This window comes from Streptomyces sp. NPDC059455, from assembly GCF_042750115.1.
Taxonomy (GTDB): Bacteria; Actinomycetota; Actinomycetes; order Streptomycetales; family Streptomycetaceae; genus Streptomyces; species Streptomyces endocoffeicus.
In genome coordinates this window covers 1-24,764 of sequence record NZ_JBHYVB010000175.1, presented here as the reverse complement: position 1 = coordinate 24,764, position 24,764 = coordinate 1, and the positions used below count along the sequence as shown (strand labels likewise).

Genomic DNA, 24,764 nt, shown 5'->3' with positions numbered 1-24,764 from the left:
CCGCCCCAGACCCTGGGGTCCAGGGGCGGAGCCCCTGCCACGCGGCGGAGCCGCTTATCGGCGCTGTGGGAAGGGGCGGGTAGGGGAAAGATCCGTCGGACAACCCCTAGCGGCTGGGCCGGGCCTCAACGCGGCCAGATGGGCGGGTTGGTGCAGAACGCGCCACCGAGGTACTCGTGGTCCGGGTTGCCCGGCTCCAGCTCGCCCTGCTCCGCGATCAGCTTCGCGGCGTACGGCTCGGAGTCGTCCCTCGGCTCGTACCCCAGGGCGCGGGCCGAGGAGAGGTCCCACCACAGGCGGGTGTTGGCCGAGCTGCCGTAGACCGTCGTACAGCCCACGTTCTCCGCCGTAAGGGCGGCGTGGAGCAGCCGGGCGCCGTCCGCCGGGCTCATCCAGATGGACAGCATGCGGACCGTCGTCGGCTCGGGGAAGCAGGAGCCGATGCGGATGGCGACCGTCTCGATGCCGTGCTTGTCCCAGTAGAACGAGGCCAGGTCCTCGCCGAACGCCTTCGACAGCCCGTAGTAGGTGTCGGGGCGGCGCGGGGTGTCGAGCGGGATGAGCGGGTCGTCTCCCACCGGACGCGGGGTGAAGCCCACGGCGTGGTTGCTGGAGGCGAAGACGATCCGGCGGACCCCGGCCTCGCGCGCCGCCTCGTACACGTTGTACGTGCCCTCGATATTGGCCCGCAGGATCTTCTCGAACGGGGCTTCCAGGGAGATACCCGCTAGATGGATGATCGCGTCAACGCCCCGCACGGCCTCGCGCAGGGCGTCCCGGTCGGACAGATCCGCGGTGATCGCGTCCGGCTCGCCCTCGATGGGGAGCTGGTCGAGCAGCCGCAGCTGGTATCCGTACGGCGGCAGCAGCTCGCGCATCAAGGTGCCCATGCCGCCGGCGGCGCCGGTGAGGAGGACGGTGCGGGGAGCGGGCATGGGCGGATCCTCCATAGGGGGTATCGCGTTATGGGGTTGTCGCAAGGGAGCCATCGCACAGAGCGCTCTTGCGTATGCGGTTTTTATTCATGTATGTGGTTCAGATTCATGGACACCGTAAGGATCGACGCATGGGCCGTCAAGGGTGGCGCGATGCCGTCGAATTCATCGTCGGGTGAGTGGCGTCACCCGGTTGGCGGCCTTGACCGACGGCCGATGGCTGCCTTACGGTGAACCTGTTCACGAATGTAGATGACGATCAGAAACATGTACACGGCGTCGGTGGGTGACGGCGGGTCGGTGTACACGACAGGGAGAAGCCCGTGACCTCAGCTTCACTCGCCGAGCGCCTTGACGGACTGCTGTTCTTCCCCGTGACCGCCTACGGTCCCGATGGCGCCCTGGACCTGGAGATCTACCGCGCTCACGTCCGCGCCGGGATCGAGGCGGGGGCGGGCGCCGTCTTCGCGTGCTGCGGCACGGGCGAGTTCCACGCCCTGACGCCCGAGGAGTTCCACGACTGCGTCGTGGTCGCCGTGGAGGAGGCCGCCGGGCGGGTGCCCGTGGTCGCGGGCGCCGGGTACGGGACCGCGCTGGCCATCCAGTTCGCCAAGCTGGCCGAGCGGGCCGGTGCGGACGGGCTGCTCGCCATGCCGCCGTATCTGGTCGTGGCCGGTCAGGAGGGGCTGATCCGCCACTACAGCGCCCTCGCGGGCGCGACCGACCTCGACATCATCGTCTACCAGCGGGACAACGCCGTCCTGGAGCCGGAGTCCGTGGCCCGGCTCGCCAAGGTGCCCGGCATCATCGGCCTCAAGGACGGCATCGGCGACCTCGACCTGATGCAGCGCGTCGTGAGCGCGGTGCGGGCCGACGCCCCCGACGAGGGCTTCCGCTACTTCAACGGGCTGCCGACGGCCGAGCTGACCGGCCTCGCCTACCGCGGGATCGGCGTGACGCTCTACTCCTCCGCCGTCTTCTGCTTCGTTCCCGAGGTCGCCCTCGCCTTCCACAAGGCACTCATGACGGGCGACGACGAGACCGCCAACAAGCTCCTCGACGGCTTCTACCGGCCGCTCGTCGAGCTCCGCAACCAGGGCCGCGGCTATGCGGTGTCGCTGGTCAAGGCGGGGGTCCGGCTGCGCGGACTGGACGTCGGCGAGGTGCGGCCGCCGCTGAGCGAGCCCAGCCCCGCCCACGTCAAGGAGCTGGCCGAGCTGATCGAGCGCGGCATGGCGCTGGTCGGGGAGGCGGACGGGGACGCGGACAAGGACGGGAACGGGGACGGGGAGGCGCGGTGAAGGCTTCCGCCTTCGTCTACCCCTGGGACGTCGTCGGGGACCCCGACGCCGCGCGCCGCATCGCCGACCTCGGCGTCCAGCAGGTCACACTGGCCTCCGCCTACCACTCCACCCGGGCCCTGACCCCGCGTCACCCCGGCCACCGCATCGTCACCGCCCGCCACGCGGCCGTGCTCTACCCGCCGAGCGCGGAGCGCTGGCAGGGGCGCGAGCTGCGGCCGTACGAGCAGTCCTGGGTGCCCGGCGACGACCCGTACGGGGAGGCGGCCGCCGCGCTGGCCGACGCCGGTCTCGAGGTCCACGCCTGGGTGGTGCTCGCGCACAACACCCGGCTGGGCGAGGAGCATCCCCGGATCACCGTGCGCAACGCCTATGGCGACCGCTACCCATGGGCGCCGTGCATCGCCCGCCCCGAGGTGCGCGCCTACCTGGTGGACCTGGCCGCCGAGGCCGCCGTACGGCCCGGCGCCCGCGGCACCGAGCTGGAGTCCTGCGGCTGGTACGGGCTGGCCCATCTGCACGCCCACGACAAGATCGGCGGGGTGCCGCTGGGCGGCGCCGGCCAGTACCTGATGTCGCTGTGCTTCTGCGAGAGCTGCGAGGCGGGCTACGCCGAGCTGGGCGCCGACCCCGAGGAGCTGCGCGAGCTCGTCGTGCGCGCCCTGCGGCCGGTGTGGGCGGGTGAGACCACCGCGGACGGCGGTGACCGCGCGGGGGAGTGGGCCGAGGTCGAGAAGCTGCTCGGCGCCGACCACGCCGCGCTCTTCGCGGCCTGGCGCGACCGGATCGCGAGCGGTCTGCGGGGCGAGGCCGTGGCAGCCGTAAGGGCCGCGGCGGACAAGGACTTCCAGGTCCTGCTGCACGCCGACCCGGCCCCGCACCGGCTCGGCGCCAACGTGGGCGTGGACCCGGCCGATGTGCTGGCCCAGGCCGACGGGGTCGTACTGCCGTGCACAGGGGGCGAGGCAGCACGCTCCGGGGTCCTGCCCCCGTTCGTGCCGTACCGGAACGAACGGACCGTGCTCGCCGCCAACTTCACGGTGGTGGCGGGGATGGGCGGCAGCCCGACGACGCTGGCCCGGGACGCGGCCCACGCGGTGGAACTGGGCGCGGACGAACTCCGCCTGTACCACGCCGGTCTGGCCTCGGACCAGGATCTGACGGCCGTCCGCACGGCCCTGTCCGAGCTGAGCTGAAGCGAGCCCGGGGACCCGTCACCCTTTGGCGGGTTCCCGGGACAGCCCGGCGGATTATCGGAAGCGCGACACCCGGTGGCATCGCCACGATCGAAGGGTGTCGACGAAACGGACCCCCGCACACCGCAGACCCATTGCGCTGATGTCCCTGGGACACGCCTGCGTGGACATCTACCAGGGAGCGGTGGCCGCGCTGGTGCCGTTCCTCGTCTCGGAACGGGCCTACGGCTACGCCGCCGCCTCCGGCGTCGTCCTGGCCGCCTCGCTGCTGTCGTCCGTCGTACAGCCGCTGTTCGGGGCGCTCACCGACCGGTGGGCCATGCCGTGGCTGCTGCCGGTGAGCACGCTGGTGGGCGGCGCGGGTGTGGCGCTGAGCGGGGTCGCCGGCTCCTATGCGGCGACCCTGGCGGTGGTCGCCGTCTCCGGCATCGGCGTGGCCGCCTACCACCCCGAGTCCGCCCGGGTGGCCCGGCTCGCCAGCCGGGGCAGCCACACCGCGATGAGCTGGTTCTCCCTCGGCGGCAACATCGGCTTCGCCGCCGCGCCGCTCGCGGTCGCCGCCGTCATCGCCACCGGCGGTTTGCGCGCCTCCCCACTGCTGGCCGTCCCCGCCGTCGCCGGAGCCGCCCTGTGCGCGGCCGCGCTACGGGCGCTCAGGGCCCCCGGCGCGGCGGCCGGGCCCGCGCGGGCGAGCCGCGGGGGAGCGGGACGGGACGACTGGCCCTCCTTCCTCCGGCTGTCCGGCGCCATCATGTGCCGCTCGATCGTCTTCGTCGGGCTGAGCGCGTTCATTTCCCTGTACGTGCGCGAGCGCGCGGGCGGAGGCGAACTGGCCGGTACCGCCGCCCTGTTCGTGCTCTACGCCGGCGGCGCGGTGGGCACGGTGGCCGGGGGCGCACTCGCCGCCCGCCACGGCCGCGTCCCGGTCGTCCAGCGGTCGTACGCCCTGACCGTCCTCGCCGTCGCGGGCGTCGTCCTCGTCCCCGGCCCGGCGCTCTACCTCTGCGTGGCCCTCGCCTCGGCCGGGCTCTACGTGCCGTTCTCCCTGCACGTCACCCTCGGCCAGGACTACCTGCCCCGCCGCGTGGGCACCGCCAGCGGGGTCACCCTGGGCCTGACGGTCAGCGTCGGCGGCCTGGCCGGCCCCCTCATCGGCGCCCTGGCCGACGCCACCACCCTTCAAACCGCCCTGTCCCCCCTGATAGCCTTCCCCGCCCTCGGCTGCCTCCTCCTCCGCCCCTTGCGTGAACCCGCCCTCCCCGAAGCCATCACCCAACACCTCCACCCGGCCGACGCTCCTGAGCCGGCGTAAGGACGGGACGGGCCCGGCATTGGCACCCTCGGCCCGTTTTTGTCAGAACCGTTGACGAACTCCTGGGGCCGCCCTAACTTCAACGCGTCGTACTTCGTATGTCATATATGAGACGCGATATGTGAGATCTGAGAGTATTCATGGACATCGCCCCGAGCCCGATCCCCTCCCGCACCCAGTACGTGCTGGAGGCGGTCAAGCACGCGATTCTCACCGGGGGGTTGCGGCCCGGACAGGCGTTGGTGGAGGCCGAGTTGGCCGCGCAGTTCGGGGTGTCCAAGACGCCCGTGCGGGAGGCGCTCAAGACGCTCGCGGGGCGGGGGCTCGTGGTGATGAGCGAGTACAAGGGGGCCACGGTCAGGACCGTGGACAGCGCGATGGCGCACGCCGTCTACGATGTGCGGCTGCTCCTGGAGCCCGAGGCGCTGCGCCGGACCGTGGCCGCGCGGGCCGGGCTGGAGGCCGCCGGGGCCGCGCTGGAGCGGTCGGACGCGGCCGCCGATCCGGCCGGGCGGTCGCTCGCCAACCGCGACTTCCACCGGGCGCTCTATCTGCCCTGCGGCAACCCCCTGCTGACCCGGATGCTCGACGAACTGCGCGACCAGGCCGCGCTGGTGTCCGCCATCGCCTGGCAGGCGGTGCCCTCCTGGGAGCAGGAGGCCCGTGAGCACCGGGAGATCCTCGCCCGCGCGCTCGACGGCGACGCCGACGGGGCCGCCCGCGCACTGCACGAGCACATCGCCTCCTTCGTCCGGCGCGCCTTCCCGGACGGGGAGTAGCACCCGGCGGCCCCGGCCGCCGACCCCAGCACTCAGCACTCAGTACTCAGCACGCAGCACTGGGCACTCAGCACCATCCGAACAGCTCGTCCCGATGCCGACCATCGAGAGAAAGGGTTCGTATGGACTACTCACCGCTGAGGACGGCGCTCGCGGACGTCGTGGCGATCCCGGTGACCCCATACGACGCCGAGGGCGCCGTGGACCGCGCCGCCTACCGGGCCCTGCTTCGCCGGCTCCTCGACGGCGGGGTCAAGGCCGTCACCCCGAACGGCAACACCGGGGAGTTCTATGCCCTCACCCTCGAAGAGCGGCGGCTGGTCACCGAGCTGACCGTCGAGGAGGCCGCCGGGCGGGCCGCCGTGCTCGTCGGGGTCGGCCATGACGCGGCCACCGCGGTCGAGGCCGCCCGCCACGCCCGCGCCGCCGGGGCCGACATGGTGATGGTCCATCAGCCGGTGCATCCGTACGTCGCCCAGGACGGCTGGATCGACTACCACCGCGCCATCGCCGAGGCCGTCCCCGAGCTGGGCATGGTGCCGTATCTGCGCAATCCGCTCATCGAGGGCGCGGCGATCGCCCGGCTCGGCGAGGAGTGCCCCAATGTCATCGGGGTCAAGTACGCGGTCCATGACGCCACCCGCTTCGCCGCCGTGGCGCGCGACGCCGGGCTGGACCGGTTCGTCTGGGTGGCCGGGCTCGCCGAGCTGTACGCGCCCTCGTACTGGGCGGTCGGCGCCACCGGCTTCACTTCCGGCCTGGTCAACGTCGCCCCCAACGTCTCGCTCAACATGCTGGGCGCGCTGCGCGCGGGGGACTACCCCGGCGCGATGAAGGTGTGGGAGCAGATCCGGCGGTTCGAGGACCTCAGGGCCGAGCGGCAGTCCGCCAACAACGTCACGGTGGTCAAGGAAGCGCTTGCCGCGATGGGCCTGTGCCGGCGCGACGTCCGCGCCCCGAGCAAGCCGCTGCCCGAGCCGAGGCGCGCGGAAGTCGCCGCGATCGTCGAGGGGTGGTCGGTATGAGTGCCCGGCCCACCGGGGCGAGTGCTCCGCCGAGAACGCGCAAGCGCCCCGACGAACTGCGCAGCCACCAGTGGTACGGCACCGACGGCCTGCGCTCCTTCAGCCACCGGGCCCGCACCCGCCAGCTCGGCTATCTCCCCGAGGAGCACCTGGGCAAGCCGGTCATCGCGATCCTCAACACCTGGAGCGACATCAACCCCTGCCATGTGCACCTGCGCGACCGCGCCCAGGCGGTCAAGCGCGGGGTCTGGCAGGCGGGCGGCTTCCCGCTGGAGTTCCCCGTCTCCACGCTCTCCGAGACCTTCCAGAAGCCCACCCCCATGCTCTACCGCAACCTCCTCGCCATGGAGACCGAGGAACTGCTCCGCTCGTACCCGGTCGACGGCGCCGTGCTGCTGGGCGGCTGCGACAAGTCCACCCCGGCGCTGCTGATGGGCGCGGCCAGCGCCGACCTCCCGGCGGTCTTCGTCCCGGCCGGGCCGATGCTGCCGGGGCACTGGCGCGACGAGGTGCTGGGCTCGGGCACCGACATGTGGAAGTACTGGGACGACAAGCGGGCCGGGCTGATCGGCGACTGCGAGATCTCCGAGCTGGAGCGGGGGCTGGCCCGTTCGCCCGGTCACTGCATGACGATGGGCACCGCCTCCACGCTGACGGCCGCCGCCGAGGCGCTGGGCGTGACCGTGCCCGGCGCCTCGTCCATCCCGGCCGTGGACTCCGGGCACGACCGGATGGCCGCCGCCTCCGGGTTACGCGTGGTCGAGCTGGCCTGGCAGGACCTCAGGCTCTCGGAGCTCCTCACCAGGGAGGCGTACGAGGACGCGGTCGCGACCGTGCTCGCCCTCGGCGGTTCCACCAACGCGGTGATCCATCTGATCGCGATGGCGGGCCGGTCCGGGGTGCGGCTCACCCTCGACGACTTCGACCGAATCGCCCGTACCGTCCCCGTGCTGGCCGATCTGCGGCCCGGCGGCCGGTACTTGATGGAGGACTTCCACTTCGCGGGCGGGCTCCCGGGCTTCCTCTCCCGGCTGACGGACGTCCTGCACCTGGACCGCCCCACCGTCGCCCACCCCACCCTGCGCGAACAGCTCGACGGCGCCCTGGTGCACAACCCCGAGGTGATCCGGGACCGTGACCGTCCGCTGGCCGAGGAGGGCGGAGTGGCGGTGCTGCGCGGCAATCTGTGCCCCGACGGCGCCGTCATCAAGCACATCGCGGCCGAGCCCCGGCTGCTGAAACACACCGGCCCCGCCGTGGTCTTCGACGACTACAGGACGATGCAGGCCACCATCAACGACCCCGGTCTCGGCATCACCGAGGACAGCGTGCTGGTGCTGCGCAACGCGGGTCCGCTGGGCGGCCCCGGAATGCCCGAGTACGGGATGCTGCCCATCCCCGACCATCTGCTGATGCAGGGGGTGCGGGACATGGTGCGGATCTCCGACGCCCGGATGAGCGGCACCAGTTACGGGGCCTGTGTGCTGCACATCGCGCCCGAGTCGTATGTGGGCGGCCCGCTCGCCCTCGTCCGCGACGGCGATCCGATCACCCTCGATGTCGCGGCGCGAGTGCTGCGGCTGGAGGTGGACGACGCCGAGCTGGAACGGCGCCGGGCGCGGTGGACGGCCCCGCCGCCCCGCTACGAGCGCGGCTACGGCGCGCTCTACCAGGAGCAGATGACCCAGGCCGACACCGGCTGCGACTTCCGCTTCCTGGCCCGCCCCGGCGCGGTGCCCGAACCCTACGCGGGCTGACGCCGCCTCCCGGCGCAAAAAATTTTGTACGAGATCCCGAACGACATTCGGTAAGCGCTTCACGGAAGCGCTTCACCAGACCCTGCCCCTCCGAGACCGCCCGCCCCCGCACCCCTGAGAACGGAGAAGCAGTCATGGCCCACGCCGTGGCGAAACCACCCCGGGCCCCCCGGCGCCGTACGGGAGGACCGGCCCGCCGCCTCCCGTATCTGCTGATCGCCCCCGCCGGGCTGCTGATGCTGGGCTTCATCGCCTATCCGATGCTCAGCGTCCTCTACTACAGCCTGCGGAACTACAACGTCACCAAGCCCTGGCGGAACGGCTACGCCGGCCTGGACAACTTCACCCGGATCTTCACCGACGACCCGCAGTTCTGGGACACGCTCGTCTTCAGCGGCAAATGGGTCGTCACCGAGGTGCTGCTGCAGCTCCTGCTCGGACTCGCGCTCGCCCTGCTGGTGAACCAGACCTTCCTCGGCCGCGGCCTCGCCCGCGCCCTGGTCTTCTCGCCCTGGGCCGTGTCCGGGGTGCTCACCACCACCATCTGGATGCTGCTCTACAACCCCTCGACCGGCGTCAGCCGCTATCTCGCGGACGCGGGCATCGGCACCTACGGCACCTCGGTGCTCTCCGACACCGGGACCGTCTTCTGGGCCGCCGTCGTCGCCGAACTCTGGCGCGGCGTCCCGTTCTTCGCGATCCTCCTCCTCGCCGACCTCCAGTCCATCCCCAGGGACCTCTACGAGGCGGCCTCGGTCGACGGCGCGGGCCGGGCGCGGCGGTTCCTCCACATCACCCTGCCGCACCTGAAGGACGCGATCATCCTCTCCACGCTGCTGCGCGGCGTCTGGGAGTTCAACAACGTCGATCTGCTCTACACCCTCACCGGCGGCGGACCGGCCGGGCAGACCACCACCCTTCCGCTCTACGTCGCCAACACCGGGATCAACGGCCATGACTTCGGCTACGCCTCCGCGCTGACCACCGTCGCCTTCGTGATCCTCCTCTTCTGCTCAATCCTCTATCTGCGCCTGAGCAAGTTCGGAGGCGAGACCAAGTGACCGCCGCACTCGCCGAGAAGGGCACCCTGCCCGCCGCCGCGGCCACCCCGCCGCCCACCGCCCGCGGAAGGCTCCGGCGCGGGTCCGACCAGGACGTCCCGCGCTGGCAGATCTATCTGCCGCTGGGCCTGTATCTGCTGTTCACCCTCGTCCCCTTCTACTGGATGCTGCTGTTCGCGCTGCGCCCCGCGGGCTCCAACGCGCTGGTGCCCTGGCCGATCACCGGTGAGCACTTCCAGAAGGTCTGGAACGAGCGCAGCTTCGGGATCTTCTTCCAGAACAGCATGATCGTCGGCATCGCCTCGCTGGTGATGACGACGGCGGTCGCGCTGGCCGGTGGCTATGCCCTCGCCCGCTTCGAGTTCCGGATCAAAAAGGGCTTCATGCTGGCGCTGCTGGCCTCGCAGTTCATCCCGGGCGCGCTGATGCTGGTGCCGCTCTTCGAGATCTTCAAGAACCTGCAGATGATCAACTCGCTGGGGAGCGTGGTCATCGCGGAGACGGTCTTCCAACTGCCCCTGTCGATCATCCTCATCAGCGGCTTCATCAAGAACGTGCCGGTGTCGCTCGAGGAGCAGGCGTGGGTGGACGGCTGCGGCCGCTTCCGGGCCTTCTGCGCGGTGGTGCTGCCGCTGCTGCGCCCGGGGCTGATCGCGGTCGGCTCCTTCGCCTTCGTACACAGCTGGAACCACTTCCTGTTCGCGCTGATGTTCCTCAGCTCCCAGGACAAACAGACGATCCCGGTCGGCCTCAACACCCTCATCGGGGCGGACAGCGTCGACCTGGGCGCGCTCGCGGCGGGCGGGGTGATCGCCGCGGTGCCCGTCGTCATCGTCTTCGCCTTCATCCAGAAGTGGCTGATCACCGGGTTCAGCGCGGGGGCGGTCAAGGGCTAGGGGCGTCCGGCGGATGTTGACGCCCGCGGCGGGCCGCTCCCCGCCCCGCCCCTTCCCAGCACCTGACGATATGCGGCTCCGCCGCGTGCGGGGCTCCGCCCCGGACCCCGGTGCCCAGGGGGAAGCCCCTGCCACGCGGCGGAGCCAGCGCCGACGCTCATCCGGGCGGCGGCTGGACGGAGCACATCTCTCACGGACAAGGAGGTCCGAAAGATGCGCAAGGTGTGCCCCCAGGGAGGGGGGTTCCAGTGATACCTCTCGTCCTGGCCGGTGCCCGCGGCCACGGCCGCCGGCATCTGGACAACATCCGGCGGCTGACCGCCGAGGGAAAGGTCCGCCTCGCCGGGGTGTGCGAACTCGCGCCGCTCACCCGGGAGGAGCTGGGCGACGGGCTCGGCGAGCCCGAGCAATCCGCCGACCTCGCCGCGCTCGTGACCCGCACCGGCGCCCGGATCGCGATCATCTGCACTCCGATCCACACCCACGCCGATCTCGCGCTCGCCGCCGCCGAACGCGGTGCGCACCTTCTGCTGGAGAAGCCGCCCACACCCTCGTACGCCGAATTCACCCGGTTGAGCGAAGGACTACGCGGATACGGAACCGCCTGCCAGATCGGCTTCCAGTCGCTCGGCTCCCATGCCCTGCCCGCCATCCGGAAACTCGTCGCCGACGGCCGCATCGGGGCGATCCGCGGCATCGGCGCGGCCGGGGCATGGGCCCGTGACGAGGACTACTACACCCGCGCCCCCTGGGCCGGACACCGCGCGCTCGACGGCCGCGACGTCGTGGACGGCGTCCTCACCAACCCCCTCGCCCACGCCGTCGCCACCGCCCTGCACCTCGCCGACGCCGACCGGGCCGAGGATGTGGCCCGTATCGAGCTGGAGCTGTACCGGGCCAACGCCATCGAGGCCGACGACACCTCCTGCGTACGGATCCGGACCACCCGCGGCACCACCGTGGCCGCCGCCGTCACCCTGTGCGCGGAGGAGCCCGGTGAGCCGTATGTGGTCGTCCACGGCGACCGGGGCCGGATCACCTTCTGGTACAAGCTGGACCGGGTCCGTATCGAACGCGACGGAGCGCCGCCCGAGACCACCGGCCACGCGCGCACCGATCTGCTGGACAACCTCGTCGCGCATCTGCGCGACGGCACCGAACTGCTCGTTCCCCCGGACCGCACCGGCGCGTTCATGCACGTCGTCGAGGCGGTCCGCACCGCCCCCGCACCGGTCCCGCTGCCCGCCGACGCCTGGCGCACCGAGCCCGGTGCGGGCGTCACCGAGCGAGCGGCCGAGCGGCGTGTGGTGACCGGCATCGACCGACTGGTCACCGCCGGCGCCGAGCGCCTCGCCCTGTACTCCGAACTGCGCGCCCCCTGGGCCGCTCCCCCCACGGAGGTCCCGCACCCATGACACCCCTGACCCCCTCCAACCCCCTGACCCCGTTCACCCCGCTCACTCCCTCCCTCACCCGCCGTCCCCCGTGCACCCTGCTCCGCCATGAACACCGGACCGTCGGGACGTATGTGCACCGCCCCGAACTGCCGGGCACGGTCGCGCCGCGTCCGTATCTGCACCCCGTACGCACCCTCGGCGGTGTCACCGTCACCGGGCTGCGGCCCGCCGAGGATCCGGCCCGACTGGGGGTGTCCATGGCCATCCCGGAGGTGGCCGGATGGAACTTCCGGGGCGGTCCCGGCCGACGGGAGCACCACGGCGGCCAGCGCCACCTCAGCTGGCTGCTGCGCGACCCCGACGGGTTCGTGGAAGAGCTGTCGTGGACGGCCGGTGGGCGGCAACTGCTGCTGGAACGGCGCACGGTGGCCGTACGGTCCCTCGGAACGGAGTGCTGGGCGCTGGACTTCACCTCCGCCCTCACCAATGTGACGGGCGAGGAGATCGCGCTCGGTGGGGCGGGCCACGCGGGCGGCTTCTTCTGGCGCGTCCCCCGGCGCCCCGAGCCCGCGCATGTCTTCAGCGCCGACGGCGAGGGCGAGGCGGCGGTGCACGGACGGCCCGCGGACTGGCTGGCGCTGGCCACCGACGACTGGACGCTGGTCTTCGTCGGCGCGACCGGCGACACCCGGGCCGACCCCTGGTGGGTCCGCACCGGCGACCACCCGGGCGTCGGCTCGGCCCTCACCTGGCAGCGCCCCCTGCCCATGGCCCCAGCCGACACGGTCACCCGCCGCATAGCCACAGCGATAGCCGACACCCACCTGACCCAGTCCGCCGCGGCCCGCCTGGCAGCCCACCTCTCCGACAAGGGAGCGGCGGTCTAGAAACCACGTTGTGGGCAATCGTCCCTCCCCCAGCTACCGCTGGGAGGTGCCCCCTGGCGGAACGGGTGGGCACAACGACCCGCACACGGCCACGGACCCCGGCCAAGACGGCGCGACCCCAGCGACCAGCAACCGCAAGGAAACCCACAAAGGAGACGGACAGCTACCCATGAACCCACGCACCCGCAGAACCGCAATCGCCCTCGCCGCAACCCTCACCCTCGCCCTGACAGCCACCGCTTGCGGAGACGACGGCTCGACCACCGGCGAGGAGGGCTCCGGCAAGGGCACCATCACCTTCTGGGACAACAACGGCGGCCCCCGCACCAAGATCTGGAAGCAGATCATCGCCAAGTTCGAGGACAAGAACCCCGACATCACGGTCAAGTACGTCCCGATCCCGATCGCCAACGTGCAGTCGAAGTACGACACCGCCATCCAGAGCGGCGGCGACAGCCTGCCCGACGTCGGCGGCGTGGGCACCGCGTATCTGGCCAATCTGGTCGCCCAGGGCGCCCTCGACCCCGTGACCGACCGCATCGGCGACAGCGCCCTCAAGGGCAAGCTGATCAAGAACATGGTCGAGAGCGTCCGCGCGGCCGGAGGTGACGACAAGGAGCTGTACTCCGTCCCGACCTCCGCCAACCAGGGCACCCTCTGGTACCGCACCGACCTCTTCAAGGCGGCGAAGCTGCCCGCGCCCGACAGCTGGGACAAGTTCTACGAGGCCGCCGACGAACTGACCGAAAAGGGCCGGAACAAGTTCGGCTTCACCCTGCGCGGCGGCGCGGGCTCGATCGCCCAGGCGCTGGACATGATGTACGCCCAGTCCGGCATCTCGTCCTTCTGGGACGGCGGGGACGGCGGGGACGGCGGGGACGGCGGGGGCGGCGGGGACGGCGACAAGACCACCCTCAACGATCCGAAGAACGTCGCGGCGCTCGAGAAGTACATCGCCCTCTTCAAGAAGGTCACCCCCGCCGCCGACCTCAACAACGACTTCGCCAAGATGGTCGCCCAGTTCGACCAGGGCGACATCGGGATGCTCCAGCACAACCTCGGCAGCTATGTGGACCACGTACGGCTGCTCGGCAAGGACAAGATCGCGGGCATACCGCTGCCGCCGTCCCGGCAGGGCGCGGCGCGCACCATCGTCTCGAACCCGGTCGACGGCCTCGGGCTGTTCAAGGCGAGCAAGAACAAGGCGGCGGCCTGGAAGTTCATCGAGTTCGCGGCCTCCCCGGAGATGAACAGCCTCTGGAACGAGGACGTCGGCGCGATCCCCGCCAACGTCGGCGCCGCTGATGACGACTGGATCGCGAAGGCCCCGCCGACCAAGGCCGCGCTGGAGTCGCTCAACGATCCGCGGACCAAGGTCGTCCAGCTGCCGTACTACCTCCCGGACTGGAACAACATCAGCAAGGCCGACAACGAGCCCAGCTTCCAGAAGGTGCTGCTCGGCAAGATGACCGCCAAGGCGTTCTGCGACAAGGTCGCGAAGGAGCTCAACGCGGCACAGGCGGACTGGAAGAAGCACCAGAGCTAGCGGTCGGGCCCCTCGAGCTATCTATGAACTACGTGTATACCTGCGGTGTATAGTGCTCGCAGTTTGTGCTGCCAACTTTACGTATTTAGCCGGACGTTGGTGGCATGGCGACCACTATTGGCCACAAGAGGACTTCGGGGACATCAATGGGGCGAAAAGGTCGAATATCCGGGCTGGGCGTCAGTCTCGTCGGTGCCGTCTGTCTGACGCTGGGCCTCAGCGGCTGTGGTGCTTCGTACGACACCACCTCGCCGCGCAGCGCCCGGGAGCACGCGGCGTCGGACGCCAAGCACTCGACACCGGCCGCCTCCAAGCCGGACGTGCTCAAGAAGGGCGACGGGGCGAACGACAAGAACGGTGCGAACGGTAAGGACGGTGCGAACGACAAGAACGGGGCGAACGGCTCCGTCGACTGCGCCGTCGCCAAATGCGTCGCCCTCACCTTCGACGCGGGCCCCAGTGGCAACACGCCCCGGCTGCTGAAGATCCTCAAGCACGAGAAGGCCCACGCGACCTTCTTCATGCTCGGCAAGAAGCACATCGAGAAACACCCCGACCTGGTGCGCCGTATCGCCGACGAAGGCCATGAACTGGCCAACCACACCTGGTCGCACAAGATCCTGACCAAGACCGACTCCGACGAGGTCCGCTCGGAGATCACCCGCGTCCAGACCGCCGTCAAGAAGCTCACCGGCCGTACGCCGCTGCTGATGCGCCCGCCGCAGGGGCGTACGGACGAGCGGGTCTCCAAGATCTGCCGTGAGCTGGGCGTGGCGCAGGTGCTGTGGAGCGTGACGGCGAAGGACTACCAGACGAACGACTCCGCGCTGATCGAGAAGCGGGTGCTGGATCAGACGAAGCGCGACGGGATCATCCTGCTGCACGACATCTACAAGGGCACGGTGCCCGCCGTGCCGGGGATACTGGCGAAGCTGAAGAAGGAGGGCTACACGGTGGTGACGGTCTCCCAGCTGATGGCCCCGGCCGTCCCGGAAGCGGGCAAGGTCTATCGCCCATGAGGCAACAGACCGGCACGATCTCCGTCGCGTTCAAACATCCTCGGCCACAAAATGATCAAGAGTTGTCGCAAGCTATCGCGATGCGTTGGGGATTTCGTAATCTAAGAATCCTCGGGAGCCCGGCAACCTAATCTGGAGTGGCGGCAACTACGACATGGAGCGGGCCGGTCTGGATCCTCCGGCCCGTTCTCTCGACGCGGAACAGGAGTTGCCATGGGGCTGAGACGCAAACGGGGCCGTCACCGCCGTCGCAAGGACCGCACGCTGCCGTTGGGCAGCGCCGTGATCGTGGCGTCGGCCGTGGCCGGGGTGTATCTGACGGCTTCGCCGGAGGGCGCGAGCGCCGTGCCCACCACCCTGTACGTGGCCACCAACGGCAGCGACGGCAACACCGGCACCCTCAAGTCCCCCTACCGAAGCCTGGAGAAGGCGTTCTCCACCGCCAAGGCCGGCACCACCATCGAGGTCCGCGGCGGCACGTACTACCCCGCCAGGACCCTGCGCAGCTCCATCAGCGGCACCCCCCGCGAGCGCGTCCGACTGCGCTCGTACCGGGCGGAGAAGGTCCGGCTCGACGGCTCCCGGCTGGGCCGGGGCTCCTCCCTGGTCTCCCTCACCGCCGACTACTGGACGGTCTCGGGGATCGAACTGCGCAACGCCCCGGGCGGCGGCCTGGTCTGCACCTCCTGCGCGCGCAACGTCTTTCAGGACCTCAGCACCCACGGCAACGGCGACACCGGACTCACCCTCCGCGGCGACGACACCAATGGCAACCTCATCCGGAACCTCGACTCCTACGCCAACCACGACGACGCCAGCGGCGGCCAGCGAGCCGACGGCATAGCCATCACCCACGGCTCCGGCACCGGCAACGTGGTCACCGGATCCCGGCTGTTCCACAACAGCGACGACGGCCTCGACCTGTGGATGTGGGCCAGCCCCGTCACCATCGAGCACTCCTGGGCCTTCGGAAACGGCCGGAACCGCTGGCACATCCCCTACTTCAAGGGCGACGGCAGCGGCTTCCAGCTCGGCGCCGACCGCCCGGACGCCCCCTCGCCCGCCCATGTCGTACGGTCCTCCGCCGCCTGGGCCAACACCAAGAGCGGCTTCGACGCGGGCGGCAACACCGGGGCCCTCCGGCTCCAGCGCACCACCTCCTTCGACAACTGGGGCAAGGGCTACGCCGTCGCCGGCTCCCGCGCCCAGCTGACCCGCAACCTCGCGCTCTCCAACGGCCGCGGCAGCGCCGACACCGGCCTCCTCGCCGCCTCGCGGGACAACAACTGGGCGCCGGGCCGCCGGGCCACCCCGCCGCTGGTCACCACAGACCCCACCACCGCCTTCGGGCCCCGGCGGCCGAACGGCTCGCTGCCGCTCACCGGCTTCCTCGTGGTCATGGACCGCACCGAGATCGGTTCGCCGATGAACTGAAACCCCGGGAAAACCTGAATCGCGCTCCTGGCGGGCACAATCCCCTGATCCGGCACGCCGCCGACCCGCCCGCCGTCCCCCGAGGAGCGTGACCATGGCGCGACAGATCACGGACAAGGCCCCGGCCCCACCAGGGCCCGGATTCCCCCTGCTCGACCGCTACTTCCGGATATCGGAGCGGGGCTCCACCCTCGGCCGGGAGGTCCGGGGCGGGTTCGCCACCTTCTTCACGATGGCGTACATCCTCGTCCTGAACCCGATCATCCTGGGCGGGGCGAAGGACAAGTTCGGCGAGCAGCTCTCCGGCACCCAGCTCGCCACCGCCACCGCGCTGGTGGCCGCCGTGATGACCGTCCTCATGGGCATCGGCGGCAATCTGCCGCTCGCCCTCGCCGCGGGCCTCGGGCTCAACGCGGTCGTCGCCTTCCAGATCGCCCCGCAGATGAGCTGGGCCGACGCCATGGGCCTGGTGGTCCTGGAGGGCCTGATCATCTGCGCGCTGGTGATGACCGGGCTGCGCGAGGCGGTGATGCACGCCATCCCGCAGCCGCTGAAGCAGGCCATCAGCGTGGGGATCGGGCTGTTCATCGCCTTCATCGGCTTCGTCGACGCCGGGTTCGTCTCCCGCATCCCCGGCCCCACCGGCTCCACACCCGTACAACTCGGCTCGGACGGGCGGCTCACCGGCTGGCCGGTGGTGGTCTTCTGCGTGGGGGTGCTGCTGACCATCGCGCTGATGGCGCGCAAGGCCAAGGGCGCGCTTCTGATCAGCATCGTCGTCTCGACCGTGCTCGCGATCGTCATCAACGAGATCGCCGACATCCGGCCGGAGGCATGGGGGCTGACCGTGCCCACCCTCCCCGACAGCGTCGTCGACACCCCGGACTTCGGGCTGCTCGGCTCCTTCAGCCTCTTCGGGGCGTTCCAGCAGGTCGGTGTGGTCACCATCGTCCTGCTGATCTTCACCCTCATCCTGTCCGACTTCTTCGACACCATGGGCACGGTCGTCGGGGTGAGCAACGAGGCCGGGCTGCTGGACGCCGAGGGCAGGGTGCCGGGGCTGGGGCGGGTGCTGCTGATCGACGGCGCGGCGGCCGCACTCGGCGGCGCCGCGTCCGCCTCGTCCAACACCAGCTACATCGAGTCCGCGGCCGGGGTCGGCGAGGGCGCGCGCACCGGGTTCGCCAGCGTGGTCACCGGAGCGCTGTTCGGGCTCGCGCTCTTCCTGACCCCGCTGGCCACCGTGGTGCCCGCCCAGGCCGCCGCCCCGGCGCTGATCGCGGTCGGCTTCCTGCTGATGAGCCAGGTGCGGTCCATCGACTGGGAGCGGATCGACATCGCCGTCCCGGCGTTCCTCACCATCGCGCTGATGCCGTTCAGCTACTCCATCTCCAACGGGATCGGCGCCGGGTTCATCTCGTATGTGGTGATCAAGACGGTGCTGGGCAAGGCGCGGGAGGTGCACTGGCTGCTGTGGGGGACGGCCGCGCTGTTCGTGGTCTACTTCGCGATCGACCCCCTCGAGCAGCTGCTCACCTGAGCCGCGACGCCTCCGCCCCGGAAGCCACCCGGGAGCGACCCAGGAGCCGCCCCGGAAGCCCGCCCCGGAAGCCGCCCCGCCCCGTCAGCTGTGGCCCATGATGGGGCGCGGGCGGTAGGGGGCCTCCAGGCGGGCCACCTCCTTCTCGTCGAGCGTCAGCCCGACCGCCGCGACCGCGTCCTCAAGGTGGCGGGTCTTGGTGGCCCCGACGATCGGCGCGGTGACCGCGGGCCTGCTGAGCAGCCACGCCAGCGCGACCTGCGCCGGGGACACCCCGCGCTCCTCGGCGATCGCGCGGGTGGCGTCCACGATGGAGAAGTCCGCGTCCGCGTACCACCTCTCCACCAGCGGATCGTTGCCCGCCCGGACCGTCTGCCCGGTGCGGTCCCGGTCGCGGGTGCCCGCCAGCAGCCCGCGCGCCAGCGGGCTCCACGGGATGACGCCCACGCCCTGGTCCAGGCAGAGCGGGTTCATCTCCCGCTCCTCCTCGCGGTAGAGCAGGTTGTAGTGGTTCTGCATCGAGACGAACCGGGTCCAGCCGTGCGCCTCGGCGATGTGCTGGGCCTTGGCGAACTGCCAGGCGTACATGGAGGACGCGCCGATGTACCGGGCCTTTCCGGCCCGCACCACATCGTGCAGCGCCTCCATGGTCTCCTCGAGCGGCGTCTCGTGGTCGAAGCGGTGGATCTGGTAGAGATCGACATGGTCGGTGCCCAGCCGCCGCAGCGAGGCGTCGATGCCCGCCATGATGTGCTTGCGGGAAAGCCCGCGGTCGTTGGGGCCCTCGCCCATCGGGTTGTAGACCTTCGTGGCCAGGACGTAGTCGTCGCGGCTGGGGAAGAGCTCCCGCAGCAGCTCACCGGTGATCTCCTCGCTGCGGCCCACCGAGTACATGTCGGCGGTGTCGAAGAAGGTCACCCCCTCCTCGGCCGCGCGCCGCACGATCGGCCGCGCGTCGTCGATGTCCAGCTGCCAGGGCCGGTGCTCGGGGTTGCCGTAGCTCATCATGCCCAGGCAGATCCGCGACACCTTGACGCCCGACGCGCCCAGCCGTACGTACTCCATGCCTCTGCTCCTCCTGCTCGTCCGCCCGACCCGTCACAGCAGACCACCCCGGCCGCCGGATGTCAGCCCGGTGTGACGAAACCGCTTTCGTACGCGGCGATCACCGCCTGGGTGCGGTCCCGAACGCCCAGCTTGGTGAGCACCGCCCCCACATGAGTCTTGACGGTGGCCGGTCCCACCGCTATCCGGGCCGCGATCTCGGAGTTGGACAGCCCGTCGGTCATCAGCCGCAGCACCACGGCCTCCCGCTCGGAGAGCCGCTCGCGCAGCGCCCGCGCCATCGCCTCGCGGTCCGGGCCGCGGGCGGCGGCGTGCTCGGCGGCCAGCGCCCGCACCGCGGCCGGGAACAGCAGCGAATCGCTGCGCGCCACCACCCGCACCGCCTGCACCAGCTCCGCCGCGCGGGCCCGCTTGAGCAGGAAGCCGCTGGCCCCGGCGCGCAGCGCGTCGTACACATAGCTGTCGTTCTCGAACGTCGTCACCACGATGACGCGCGGCGGGTCCGGCACGGTGCCCAGGATCCGCTCGGTGGCGCGGATGCCGTCCACCTCGGGCATCCGGACGTCCATCAGCACCACGTCCGGGCGCAGTCCACGGACGATCGGCACGGCCTCGGCGCCGCTTCCGGCCTCGCCCACGACCTCCAGGTCCGGTTCGCTGGAGAGGATCGCGCGCAGCGCGGTGCGCACCATCCGCTCGTCGTCGACGAGCACGATGCGCAAGGGGGACGGCGGGGTGCTCACCGGGACGCCTCCACCGGGAGCCGGACCGTCAGCCGCCAGACGCCGTCCACGGTGTCCCAGGCGCAGGTGCCGCGCAGCAGGGTGACCCGCTCGGCGATGCCGCGCAGCCCGCGGCCGCCGCCGGCGGTCCGTGCCCGGGTGGTTCCGTCCACCGGGTTCTCCATCGTGATCTCCACCTTCTTCCGGTCCTCGGCGATCCGGAGCCGCACCGGCACCCGGCCCGCGTGGCGCAGCGCGTTGCTGAGCCCCTCCTGGACGATGCGGTACGCCTCACGGGAGACCACGGGCGGCAGCCGGTCCAGCGTGCCCGGGGCCGTCAGCTCGACGGCGACGCCCGCGGCCCGGGTGCGGGCGAGCAGCCCGTCCAGGTCCATGAGGGTGGGGGAGGGGGCGGGGGCCGGGGCGGTCTCCCCTTCCCGTAACAGGCCCAGCACGCTGTCGAGTTCGCCGACCGCGTCCCGGGTGGTCTCCTCGATGGCCGCCAGCGCCTCCCGGGCGAAGTCCGGATCGGAGTCGAGGACCTTACGGGCCGCGCTCGCCTGGAGGGTCACCGCGCTCAGCGCATGGCCGACCGAGTCGTGCAGCTCGCGGGCGAGCCGGTTGCGGGAGGCCAGCCGGGCGGCCCGCCGCTCGGCGGCGGCGAGCCGCTCGGCGGGGGCCGGGCCGAGCAGCGCGGGCGCACAGCGGGCCAGCAGCGCCCCGGCGGCCGCGGCGGTCCCCATGAGCAGGGCCAGCAGCGCCACCCCGGCCAGGGGCCCCAGCGCGGCGGGGGCCGAGGCGAAGGCGTGCGGCCAGCTCAGCCCGTCGGCGTACGAGTCGTCGGTGAACGGGAGCGCGACCAGCAGCGCCGAGGCGGGCAGCAGGGCCAGGATGAGCCCGCTGACCAGCCCGCCGATGGCCAGATGCAGCCCGTACCAGAGCGAGGTGCGGGCGCGCGCGTCCCACGACCCGGCGGGCCCGGCCGCGAGCTCGGCGGACTCCGGCAGCTCGCACAGCGAGCGCGCGGCGGTGGCCTCCAGGGGGCGTACGAGCGGCAGCAGCGCGGTCGGCGCGGCCAGCGGCAGGGCCGAGGCGAAGGTGACCAGCTGCCAGCGCAGCGAGGTGAAGGGATCGGCGCCCCGGACCAGCATCGCGAAGACCACGGCGGTCAGCAGGTAGTACGGCATCAGCAGGGCACCGCCGAGCACCAGATGGACCCAGCGCAGCTGGGCCCGGCGGCCGACCACCGCCCGGACCGCCCGCCGCCACCACGCCCCGGTCACCGGGTGGGGCGTTCCGCCGCGCGACCGGCGGAGCCGCGCTCGCGGAAGAAGCGCCCGCCGACCGTGAGGACGAGCAATCCGACGGTCATCTGCACAGCGTAGGTCAGATTCATCAGCGCGGTCGGCTCCTTGGCGGCGCTCCGGGCGGTCAGCCCGGTCATCAGGAGCCAGCCGCCCCAGCAGGCCAGCGCCGCCGAGCCGACCCAAGCCAGGCCCAGCGGCAGGGCGAGGCGCACCGGGCGCCCGGCGCGGAAGGCGACCATGAGCACGCCGACGACGGTGAGCAGCGCGAAGAGGACGTACACGCCCTCCAGGACGGCGAAGTCGCCGCCGCGGTCCCGGGCCCGCTCCTGGCTCAGCCCGGTGTCCGAACCGGCGGCCCACAGCAGATGGACGGCGGCGGGCACCGCGGCGAGCAGGGCGATGACGACGGCGACCGGGCGCCGGAGGGCACGGTCCGGGCCCTGGGCGGGCAGATCGGCGATCCGGCCGCGCCACAGATGGCCCCAGCGACGGCGCGCGTACAGCACGAACAGGCCGCCCAGGGCCAGCCCCTGCACGATGAAGCCCCCGTAGACCATCCCGAAGACCCACTCGGCGAGGAACGTCCCGCCCGATCCGGACGACCGGCCCCCGTCCCCGCCGTCGAAGCCCAGCGCCCTGGCCGCCAACTGGGCCGGGAATCCGGCCATGATGGGCGCGAGCAGACCGCAGGCCGCCCATGCGGGCAGGGCCGTCAGCCAGGCCGGTGCCCGCAGCCCCCAGGGGCGGGTGAGCAGCAGGGCGAGGACGACCACGGCGGCGTCCATGAGCACCGACAGCCCGTTGACCACGGCCATCAACGTCTGCCGGCTCGGGTCGCGCAGCTCGCTGCCCTCGGGGATGCCGACATGACTGCCCGCCACCCAGGCGACCTTGAGGCCGATGTAGGGGAGACAGGCGAGGATCGCGACGGCCCGCAGGATCCGCGCGGTGGAGTCACCGGGGACGCGGGCGGGGGCGGAGCGCGCGCCGGGGAGGGTCTGGGTCATGGCCACCAGCCTTCCGGCGCGGTGGACGCGGCGCGTCACCCCGCCCGACGATCCCCCTCCGCCGCGCGGTGGAGGGGACCGTCCTCCCGTGGGTCAGAGGCGGCGCGTCGCGAGGGTGAGCCGGTCCCGGGCGTCGAACAGGGCGTCCTTGATCATCTGCTCATGGGTGGGGGTGAGCCGGGCCACCGGCACCGAGCAGCTGATGGCGTCGCGCGAGGGGGTGCGGTACGGGATGGCGATGCCGAAGCAGCGCAGGCCCAGGGTGTTCTCCTCGCGGTCCACCGCGTACCCCTGCTCCCGGATGAGGTGCAGCTCCTCGATCAGCTTCTCGCGGTCGGTGATGGTGTGCTCGGTCAGCTGGCCGAGTGTCTCCGGCAGCAGCTTGCGCACCTGCTCGTCGGAGTAGGTGGCCAGCAGCGCCTTGCCCAGCGAGGTGGAGTGGGCGGGCAGCCGGCGGCCGACGCGGGTGAAGGGGCGCAGATAGTGCTGCGACTGCCGGGTGGCGAGGTAGACGACATTGGTGCCGTCGAGCCGGGCGAGGTGGATGGTCTCGGTGGTGTCGTCCGAGAGCCGGTCCAGGGTGGGGCGGGCGGCGGCCACGACCTCGTCGCCGTCGATGTAGGAGGTGCCGACGAGGAGGGCGCGCACCCCGATCCCGTAGCGGGTGCCGGTGGCGTCCGTCTCCACCCAGCCGAGCTCCACCAGGGTGCGCAGCAGCATGTAGAGGCTCGACTTGGGATAGCCGACGGCCTCCTGGACCGCGGCGAGGCTGTGCATCCCGGGCCGCCCGGCGAAGAACTCCAGCAGTTCGACCGTGCGGACTGCCGATTTGACCTGGGCCCCGCCTGTCTCGGCAGCTGACATCGCCTTGACCCCTCTGTTCGACCAGCCATAGAGTCCCGAGGGGAAATTCATCACCCGGGACAGCGTTCAGCATATCGAACACCGTCGATGTGTGTGACGCAAGCAGCGGTAACACCACAGCAGGAGGAATCCGCGGTGTCAGCACCAGTGTGGAGCGTCGACCCCCGAACCGGAAAGCAGCGCGAGCAGGTAGCGGTCGAAGCCACGGCGGAGGAGGTCGACCGCGTGGTGCACGCGGCCCACGCCGCCCGCGGCTCCCTGGCCGACCGCGCGGTGCGCGCCGCCCTGCTGCGCACCGCCGCCGATCTGCTCGACGAGGCCCGCGACCAGCTGGTCGAGGCCGCCGACGCGGAGACCGCCCTCGGCCCCGCCCGGCTCACCGGCGAACTCGCCCGCACCACCTACCAGCTGCGGTCGTTCGCGACCATCGTGGACGAGGGCGCCTTCCTCGACGTCCGCATCGACCACGCCGACGCCACCCAGACCCCGCCCTGGCCCGATCTGCGCCGCTACAAGCTGCCGCTCGGCGTCGTCGCCGTCTACGCCGCCAGCAACTTCCCGCTCGCCTTCTCCGTGCCCGGCGGGGACACCGCGAGCGCCCTCGCCGCGGGCTGCCCGGTGATCGTCAAGGCCCACCCCGACCACCCCGCCACCTCCGAGGTGGCCGCCTCCGCGCTACGCCGCGCCGCCGAGCGGGTCGGGGTGCCCGCCGATGTGATCGCGGTGGTGCACGGCTTCGACGCCGGTCTTGAGCTGGTCAAGCATCCGCTGATCGCCGCCGCCGGGTTCACCGGCTCGGTCCGCGGCGGCCGCGCCCTGCACGACGCGGCGGCCTCCCGGCCGGTGCCGATCCCCTTCCACGGCGAACTGGGCAGCCTCAACCCGGTCGTGGTCACCGAGGCCGCGGCAAGCGAGCGCGGCGACCAGATCGGCGCGGGGCTCGCGGGCTCCATGACGCTGGGCGTCGGCCAGTTCTGCACCAAGCCCGGCTTCGTGCTGGCCCCGGCCGGACCGGCGGGCGACGGCCTGCTGAAGTCCCTCACCGACGCGGTCAGCAACACCGACGCCGGAGTTCTGCTCGACCACCGGATGCGGGACAACTTCGTCGCCGGGATCAAGGAGCGCGTCGAGCTGGCGGACGTGGAGGCCCCGGTCACCCCCGGCTCCGGCGGTGAGCACACCGTCAGCGCGGGCTTCCTGACCGTCCCGGCGCGGCGGCTCACCGAGGGCGGCCCGCACGATGTGCTGCTGGAGGAGTGCTTCGGCCCGGTGACCGTCGTGGCGCGCTACGAGAGCGACGACGAGATCAGCGCGGTGCTCGGGCGGCTCCCGGGCAACCTCACCGCCACCGTCCACCTCTCCGCCGCCGAGGGCGAGGGCACCGAGGGCCGGGCCGGTGAGCTGATCGCCGAGCTCACCCCGCTGGCCGGCCGGGTCCTGGTCAACGGCTGGCCGACCGGTGTCGCGGTCGCCCCGGCCCAGCACCACGGCGGCCCCTACCCGGCCACCACCTCCACCTCCACCTCGGTCGGCGGCACCGCCGTCGAGCGCTGGCTGCGGCCGGTCGCGTACCAGGACACCCCGGCCGCCCTGCTGCCGCCGGAGCTGCGCGACGAGAACCCGCTGGAGCTGCCGCGGCGGATCAACGGCGTCCGGGAGCAGCGCGGCTGACCCCCGGAACGGCGACTCGGCCGCCGGACCCGCGGATCTGACC

21 protein-coding genes are annotated in these 24,764 nt (G+C 71.7%); 15 read left to right on the top strand and 6 right to left on the bottom strand.

Annotated features, from left to right (window positions below):
* Positions 1–125: 125 nt before the first annotated feature.
* A complete protein-coding gene (locus ACFXB5_RS40750; RefSeq protein ID WP_037949614.1) occupies positions 126–935 on the bottom strand; it encodes an NAD(P)-dependent oxidoreductase in 810 nt (269 codons plus the stop codon).
* Positions 936–1,258: 323 nt separating this feature from the next.
* Between ACFXB5_RS40750 and ACFXB5_RS40745 the strand changes: the two genes are divergently transcribed.
* From ACFXB5_RS40745 to ACFXB5_RS40680, 14 genes are all read left to right on the top strand, one after another.
* Complete coding sequence (locus ACFXB5_RS40745; RefSeq protein WP_385218340.1) at positions 1,259–2,236, top strand: 5-dehydro-4-deoxyglucarate dehydratase; 978 nt, start codon at positions 1,259–1,261, stop codon at positions 2,234–2,236.
* Positions 2,233–3,432, top strand: a complete 1,200-nt coding sequence (locus tag ACFXB5_RS40740; protein WP_385218337.1) for a hypothetical protein — start codon at positions 2,233–2,235, stop codon at positions 3,430–3,432. The genes ACFXB5_RS40745 and ACFXB5_RS40740 overlap by 4 nt, the downstream gene beginning before the upstream one ends.
* Positions 3,433–3,574: 142 nt before the next feature.
* Positions 3,575–4,744, top strand: a complete 1,170-nt coding sequence (locus tag ACFXB5_RS40735) for an MFS transporter (RefSeq protein ID WP_385218343.1) — start codon at positions 3,575–3,577, stop codon at positions 4,742–4,744.
* A 140-nt stretch (positions 4,745–4,884) separates the two neighbouring features.
* Positions 4,885–5,523, top strand: a complete 639-nt coding sequence (locus ACFXB5_RS40730; protein ID WP_385218335.1) for a GntR family transcriptional regulator — start codon at positions 4,885–4,887, stop codon at positions 5,521–5,523.
* A 122-nt stretch (positions 5,524–5,645) separates the two neighbouring features.
* On the top strand, positions 5,646–6,548 hold the full coding sequence (locus ACFXB5_RS40725) for a dihydrodipicolinate synthase family protein (protein ID WP_385218332.1): 903 nt from the start codon (positions 5,646–5,648) through the stop codon (positions 6,546–6,548).
* Entirely contained in the window at positions 6,545–8,305 is a 1,761-nt protein-coding gene (araD, locus tag ACFXB5_RS40720) for an L-arabinonate dehydratase (RefSeq protein ID WP_385218329.1), read from the top strand. The genes ACFXB5_RS40725 and araD overlap by 4 nt, the downstream gene beginning before the upstream one ends.
* A 134-nt stretch (positions 8,306–8,439) precedes the next feature.
* Complete coding sequence (locus ACFXB5_RS40715; RefSeq protein ID WP_385218327.1) at positions 8,440–9,366, top strand: carbohydrate ABC transporter permease; 927 nt, start codon at positions 8,440–8,442, stop codon at positions 9,364–9,366.
* On the top strand, positions 9,363–10,262 hold the full coding sequence (locus tag ACFXB5_RS40710) for a carbohydrate ABC transporter permease (RefSeq protein WP_385218325.1): 900 nt from the start codon (positions 9,363–9,365) through the stop codon (positions 10,260–10,262). The genes ACFXB5_RS40715 and ACFXB5_RS40710 overlap by 4 nt, the downstream gene beginning before the upstream one ends.
* A 248-nt stretch (positions 10,263–10,510) precedes the next feature.
* Positions 10,511–11,677, top strand: coding sequence for a Gfo/Idh/MocA family protein (locus ACFXB5_RS40705; RefSeq protein ID WP_385218323.1), 1,167 nt, complete (start codon positions 10,511–10,513; stop codon positions 11,675–11,677).
* Entirely contained in the window at positions 11,674–12,546 is an 873-nt protein-coding gene (locus tag ACFXB5_RS40700; protein ID WP_385218320.1) for a PmoA family protein, read from the top strand. Before ACFXB5_RS40705 ends, ACFXB5_RS40700 begins: the two co-directional genes overlap by 4 nt.
* Before the next feature lie 169 nt (positions 12,547–12,715).
* Complete coding sequence (locus ACFXB5_RS40695) at positions 12,716–14,092, top strand: ABC transporter substrate-binding protein (protein ID WP_385218317.1); 1,377 nt, start codon at positions 12,716–12,718, stop codon at positions 14,090–14,092.
* 146 nt (positions 14,093–14,238) lie between these two features.
* Positions 14,239–15,111: a polysaccharide deacetylase family protein gene (locus ACFXB5_RS40690; protein WP_385218316.1), complete on the top strand. Its 873-nt coding sequence runs from the start codon at positions 14,239–14,241 to the stop codon at positions 15,109–15,111.
* 213 nt (positions 15,112–15,324) lie between these two features.
* Positions 15,325–16,545, top strand: coding sequence for a right-handed parallel beta-helix repeat-containing protein (locus ACFXB5_RS40685; RefSeq protein WP_385218313.1), 1,221 nt, complete (start codon positions 15,325–15,327; stop codon positions 16,543–16,545).
* 94 nt (positions 16,546–16,639) lie between these two features.
* Complete coding sequence (locus ACFXB5_RS40680; protein WP_385218310.1) at positions 16,640–18,085, top strand: NCS2 family permease; 1,446 nt, start codon at positions 16,640–16,642, stop codon at positions 18,083–18,085.
* An 84-nt stretch (positions 18,086–18,169) separates the two neighbouring features.
* On the opposite strand, the gene ACFXB5_RS40675 is transcribed toward ACFXB5_RS40680, so the two are convergent.
* The 5 genes from ACFXB5_RS40675 to ACFXB5_RS40655 all read right to left on the bottom strand — a co-directional run bounded on the left by ACFXB5_RS40675 (position 18,170) and on the right by ACFXB5_RS40655 (position 23,050).
* On the bottom strand, positions 18,170–19,150 hold the full coding sequence (locus tag ACFXB5_RS40675; protein WP_385218308.1) for an aldo/keto reductase: 981 nt from the start codon (positions 19,148–19,150) through the stop codon (positions 18,170–18,172).
* Positions 19,151–19,212: 62 nt separating this feature from the next.
* Positions 19,213–19,893 carry a response regulator gene (locus tag ACFXB5_RS40670; protein ID WP_385218305.1) on the bottom strand — a complete coding sequence of 227 codons (681 nt, stop codon included), beginning with the start codon at positions 19,891–19,893 and terminating at the stop codon, positions 19,213–19,215.
* Complete coding sequence (locus ACFXB5_RS40665; RefSeq protein ID WP_385218303.1) at positions 19,890–21,155, bottom strand: sensor histidine kinase; 1,266 nt, start codon at positions 21,153–21,155, stop codon at positions 19,890–19,892. Before ACFXB5_RS40665 ends, ACFXB5_RS40670 begins: the two co-directional genes overlap by 4 nt.
* A complete protein-coding gene (locus ACFXB5_RS40660; RefSeq protein ID WP_385218300.1) occupies positions 21,152–22,186 on the bottom strand; it encodes a hypothetical protein in 1,035 nt (344 codons plus the stop codon). Before ACFXB5_RS40660 ends, ACFXB5_RS40665 begins: the two co-directional genes overlap by 4 nt.
* A 93-nt stretch (positions 22,187–22,279) precedes the next feature.
* Positions 22,280–23,050 carry an IclR family transcriptional regulator gene (locus ACFXB5_RS40655; RefSeq protein ID WP_078640761.1) on the bottom strand — a complete coding sequence of 257 codons (771 nt, stop codon included), beginning with the start codon at positions 23,048–23,050 and terminating at the stop codon, positions 22,280–22,282.
* A gap of 135 nt (positions 23,051–23,185) precedes the next feature.
* Between ACFXB5_RS40655 and ACFXB5_RS40650 the strand changes: the two genes are divergently transcribed.
* Positions 23,186–24,721, top strand: a complete 1,536-nt coding sequence (locus ACFXB5_RS40650) for an aldehyde dehydrogenase (NADP(+)) (protein WP_385218297.1) — start codon at positions 23,186–23,188, stop codon at positions 24,719–24,721.
* Positions 24,722–24,764 lie beyond the last annotated feature (43 nt).

What these genes read in the sequence shown, in the direction of transcription:
- ACFXB5_RS40750 (WP_037949614.1), bottom strand. Translation starts at nt 935, where the DNA reads ATGCCCGCTCCCCGCACCGTCCTCCTCACCGGCGCCGCCGGCGGCATG.
- ACFXB5_RS40735 (WP_385218343.1), top strand. Translation starts at nt 3,575, where the DNA reads ATGTCCCTGGGACACGCCTGCGTGGACATCTACCAGGGAGCGGTGGCC.
- ACFXB5_RS40730 (WP_385218335.1), top strand. Translation starts at nt 4,885, where the DNA reads ATGGACATCGCCCCGAGCCCGATCCCCTCCCGCACCCAGTACGTGCTG.
- ACFXB5_RS40725 (WP_385218332.1), top strand. Translation starts at nt 5,646, where the DNA reads ATGGACTACTCACCGCTGAGGACGGCGCTCGCGGACGTCGTGGCGATC.
- araD (WP_385218329.1), top strand. Translation starts at nt 6,545, where the DNA reads ATGAGTGCCCGGCCCACCGGGGCGAGTGCTCCGCCGAGAACGCGCAAG.
- ACFXB5_RS40715 (WP_385218327.1), top strand. Translation starts at nt 8,440, where the DNA reads ATGGCCCACGCCGTGGCGAAACCACCCCGGGCCCCCCGGCGCCGTACG.
- ACFXB5_RS40700 (WP_385218320.1), top strand. Translation starts at nt 11,674, where the DNA reads ATGACACCCCTGACCCCCTCCAACCCCCTGACCCCGTTCACCCCGCTC.
- ACFXB5_RS40695 (WP_385218317.1), top strand. Translation starts at nt 12,716, where the DNA reads ATGAACCCACGCACCCGCAGAACCGCAATCGCCCTCGCCGCAACCCTC.
- ACFXB5_RS40690 (WP_385218316.1), top strand. Translation starts at nt 14,239, where the DNA reads ATGGGGCGAAAAGGTCGAATATCCGGGCTGGGCGTCAGTCTCGTCGGT.
- ACFXB5_RS40685 (WP_385218313.1), top strand. Translation starts at nt 15,325, where the DNA reads ATGGGGCTGAGACGCAAACGGGGCCGTCACCGCCGTCGCAAGGACCGC.
- ACFXB5_RS40680 (WP_385218310.1), top strand. Translation starts at nt 16,640, where the DNA reads ATGGCGCGACAGATCACGGACAAGGCCCCGGCCCCACCAGGGCCCGGA.
- ACFXB5_RS40675 (WP_385218308.1), bottom strand. Translation starts at nt 19,150, where the DNA reads ATGGAGTACGTACGGCTGGGCGCGTCGGGCGTCAAGGTGTCGCGGATC.
- ACFXB5_RS40660 (WP_385218300.1), bottom strand. Translation starts at nt 22,186, where the DNA reads ATGACCCAGACCCTCCCCGGCGCGCGCTCCGCCCCCGCCCGCGTCCCC.
- ACFXB5_RS40655 (WP_078640761.1), bottom strand. Translation starts at nt 23,050, where the DNA reads ATGTCAGCTGCCGAGACAGGCGGGGCCCAGGTCAAATCGGCAGTCCGC.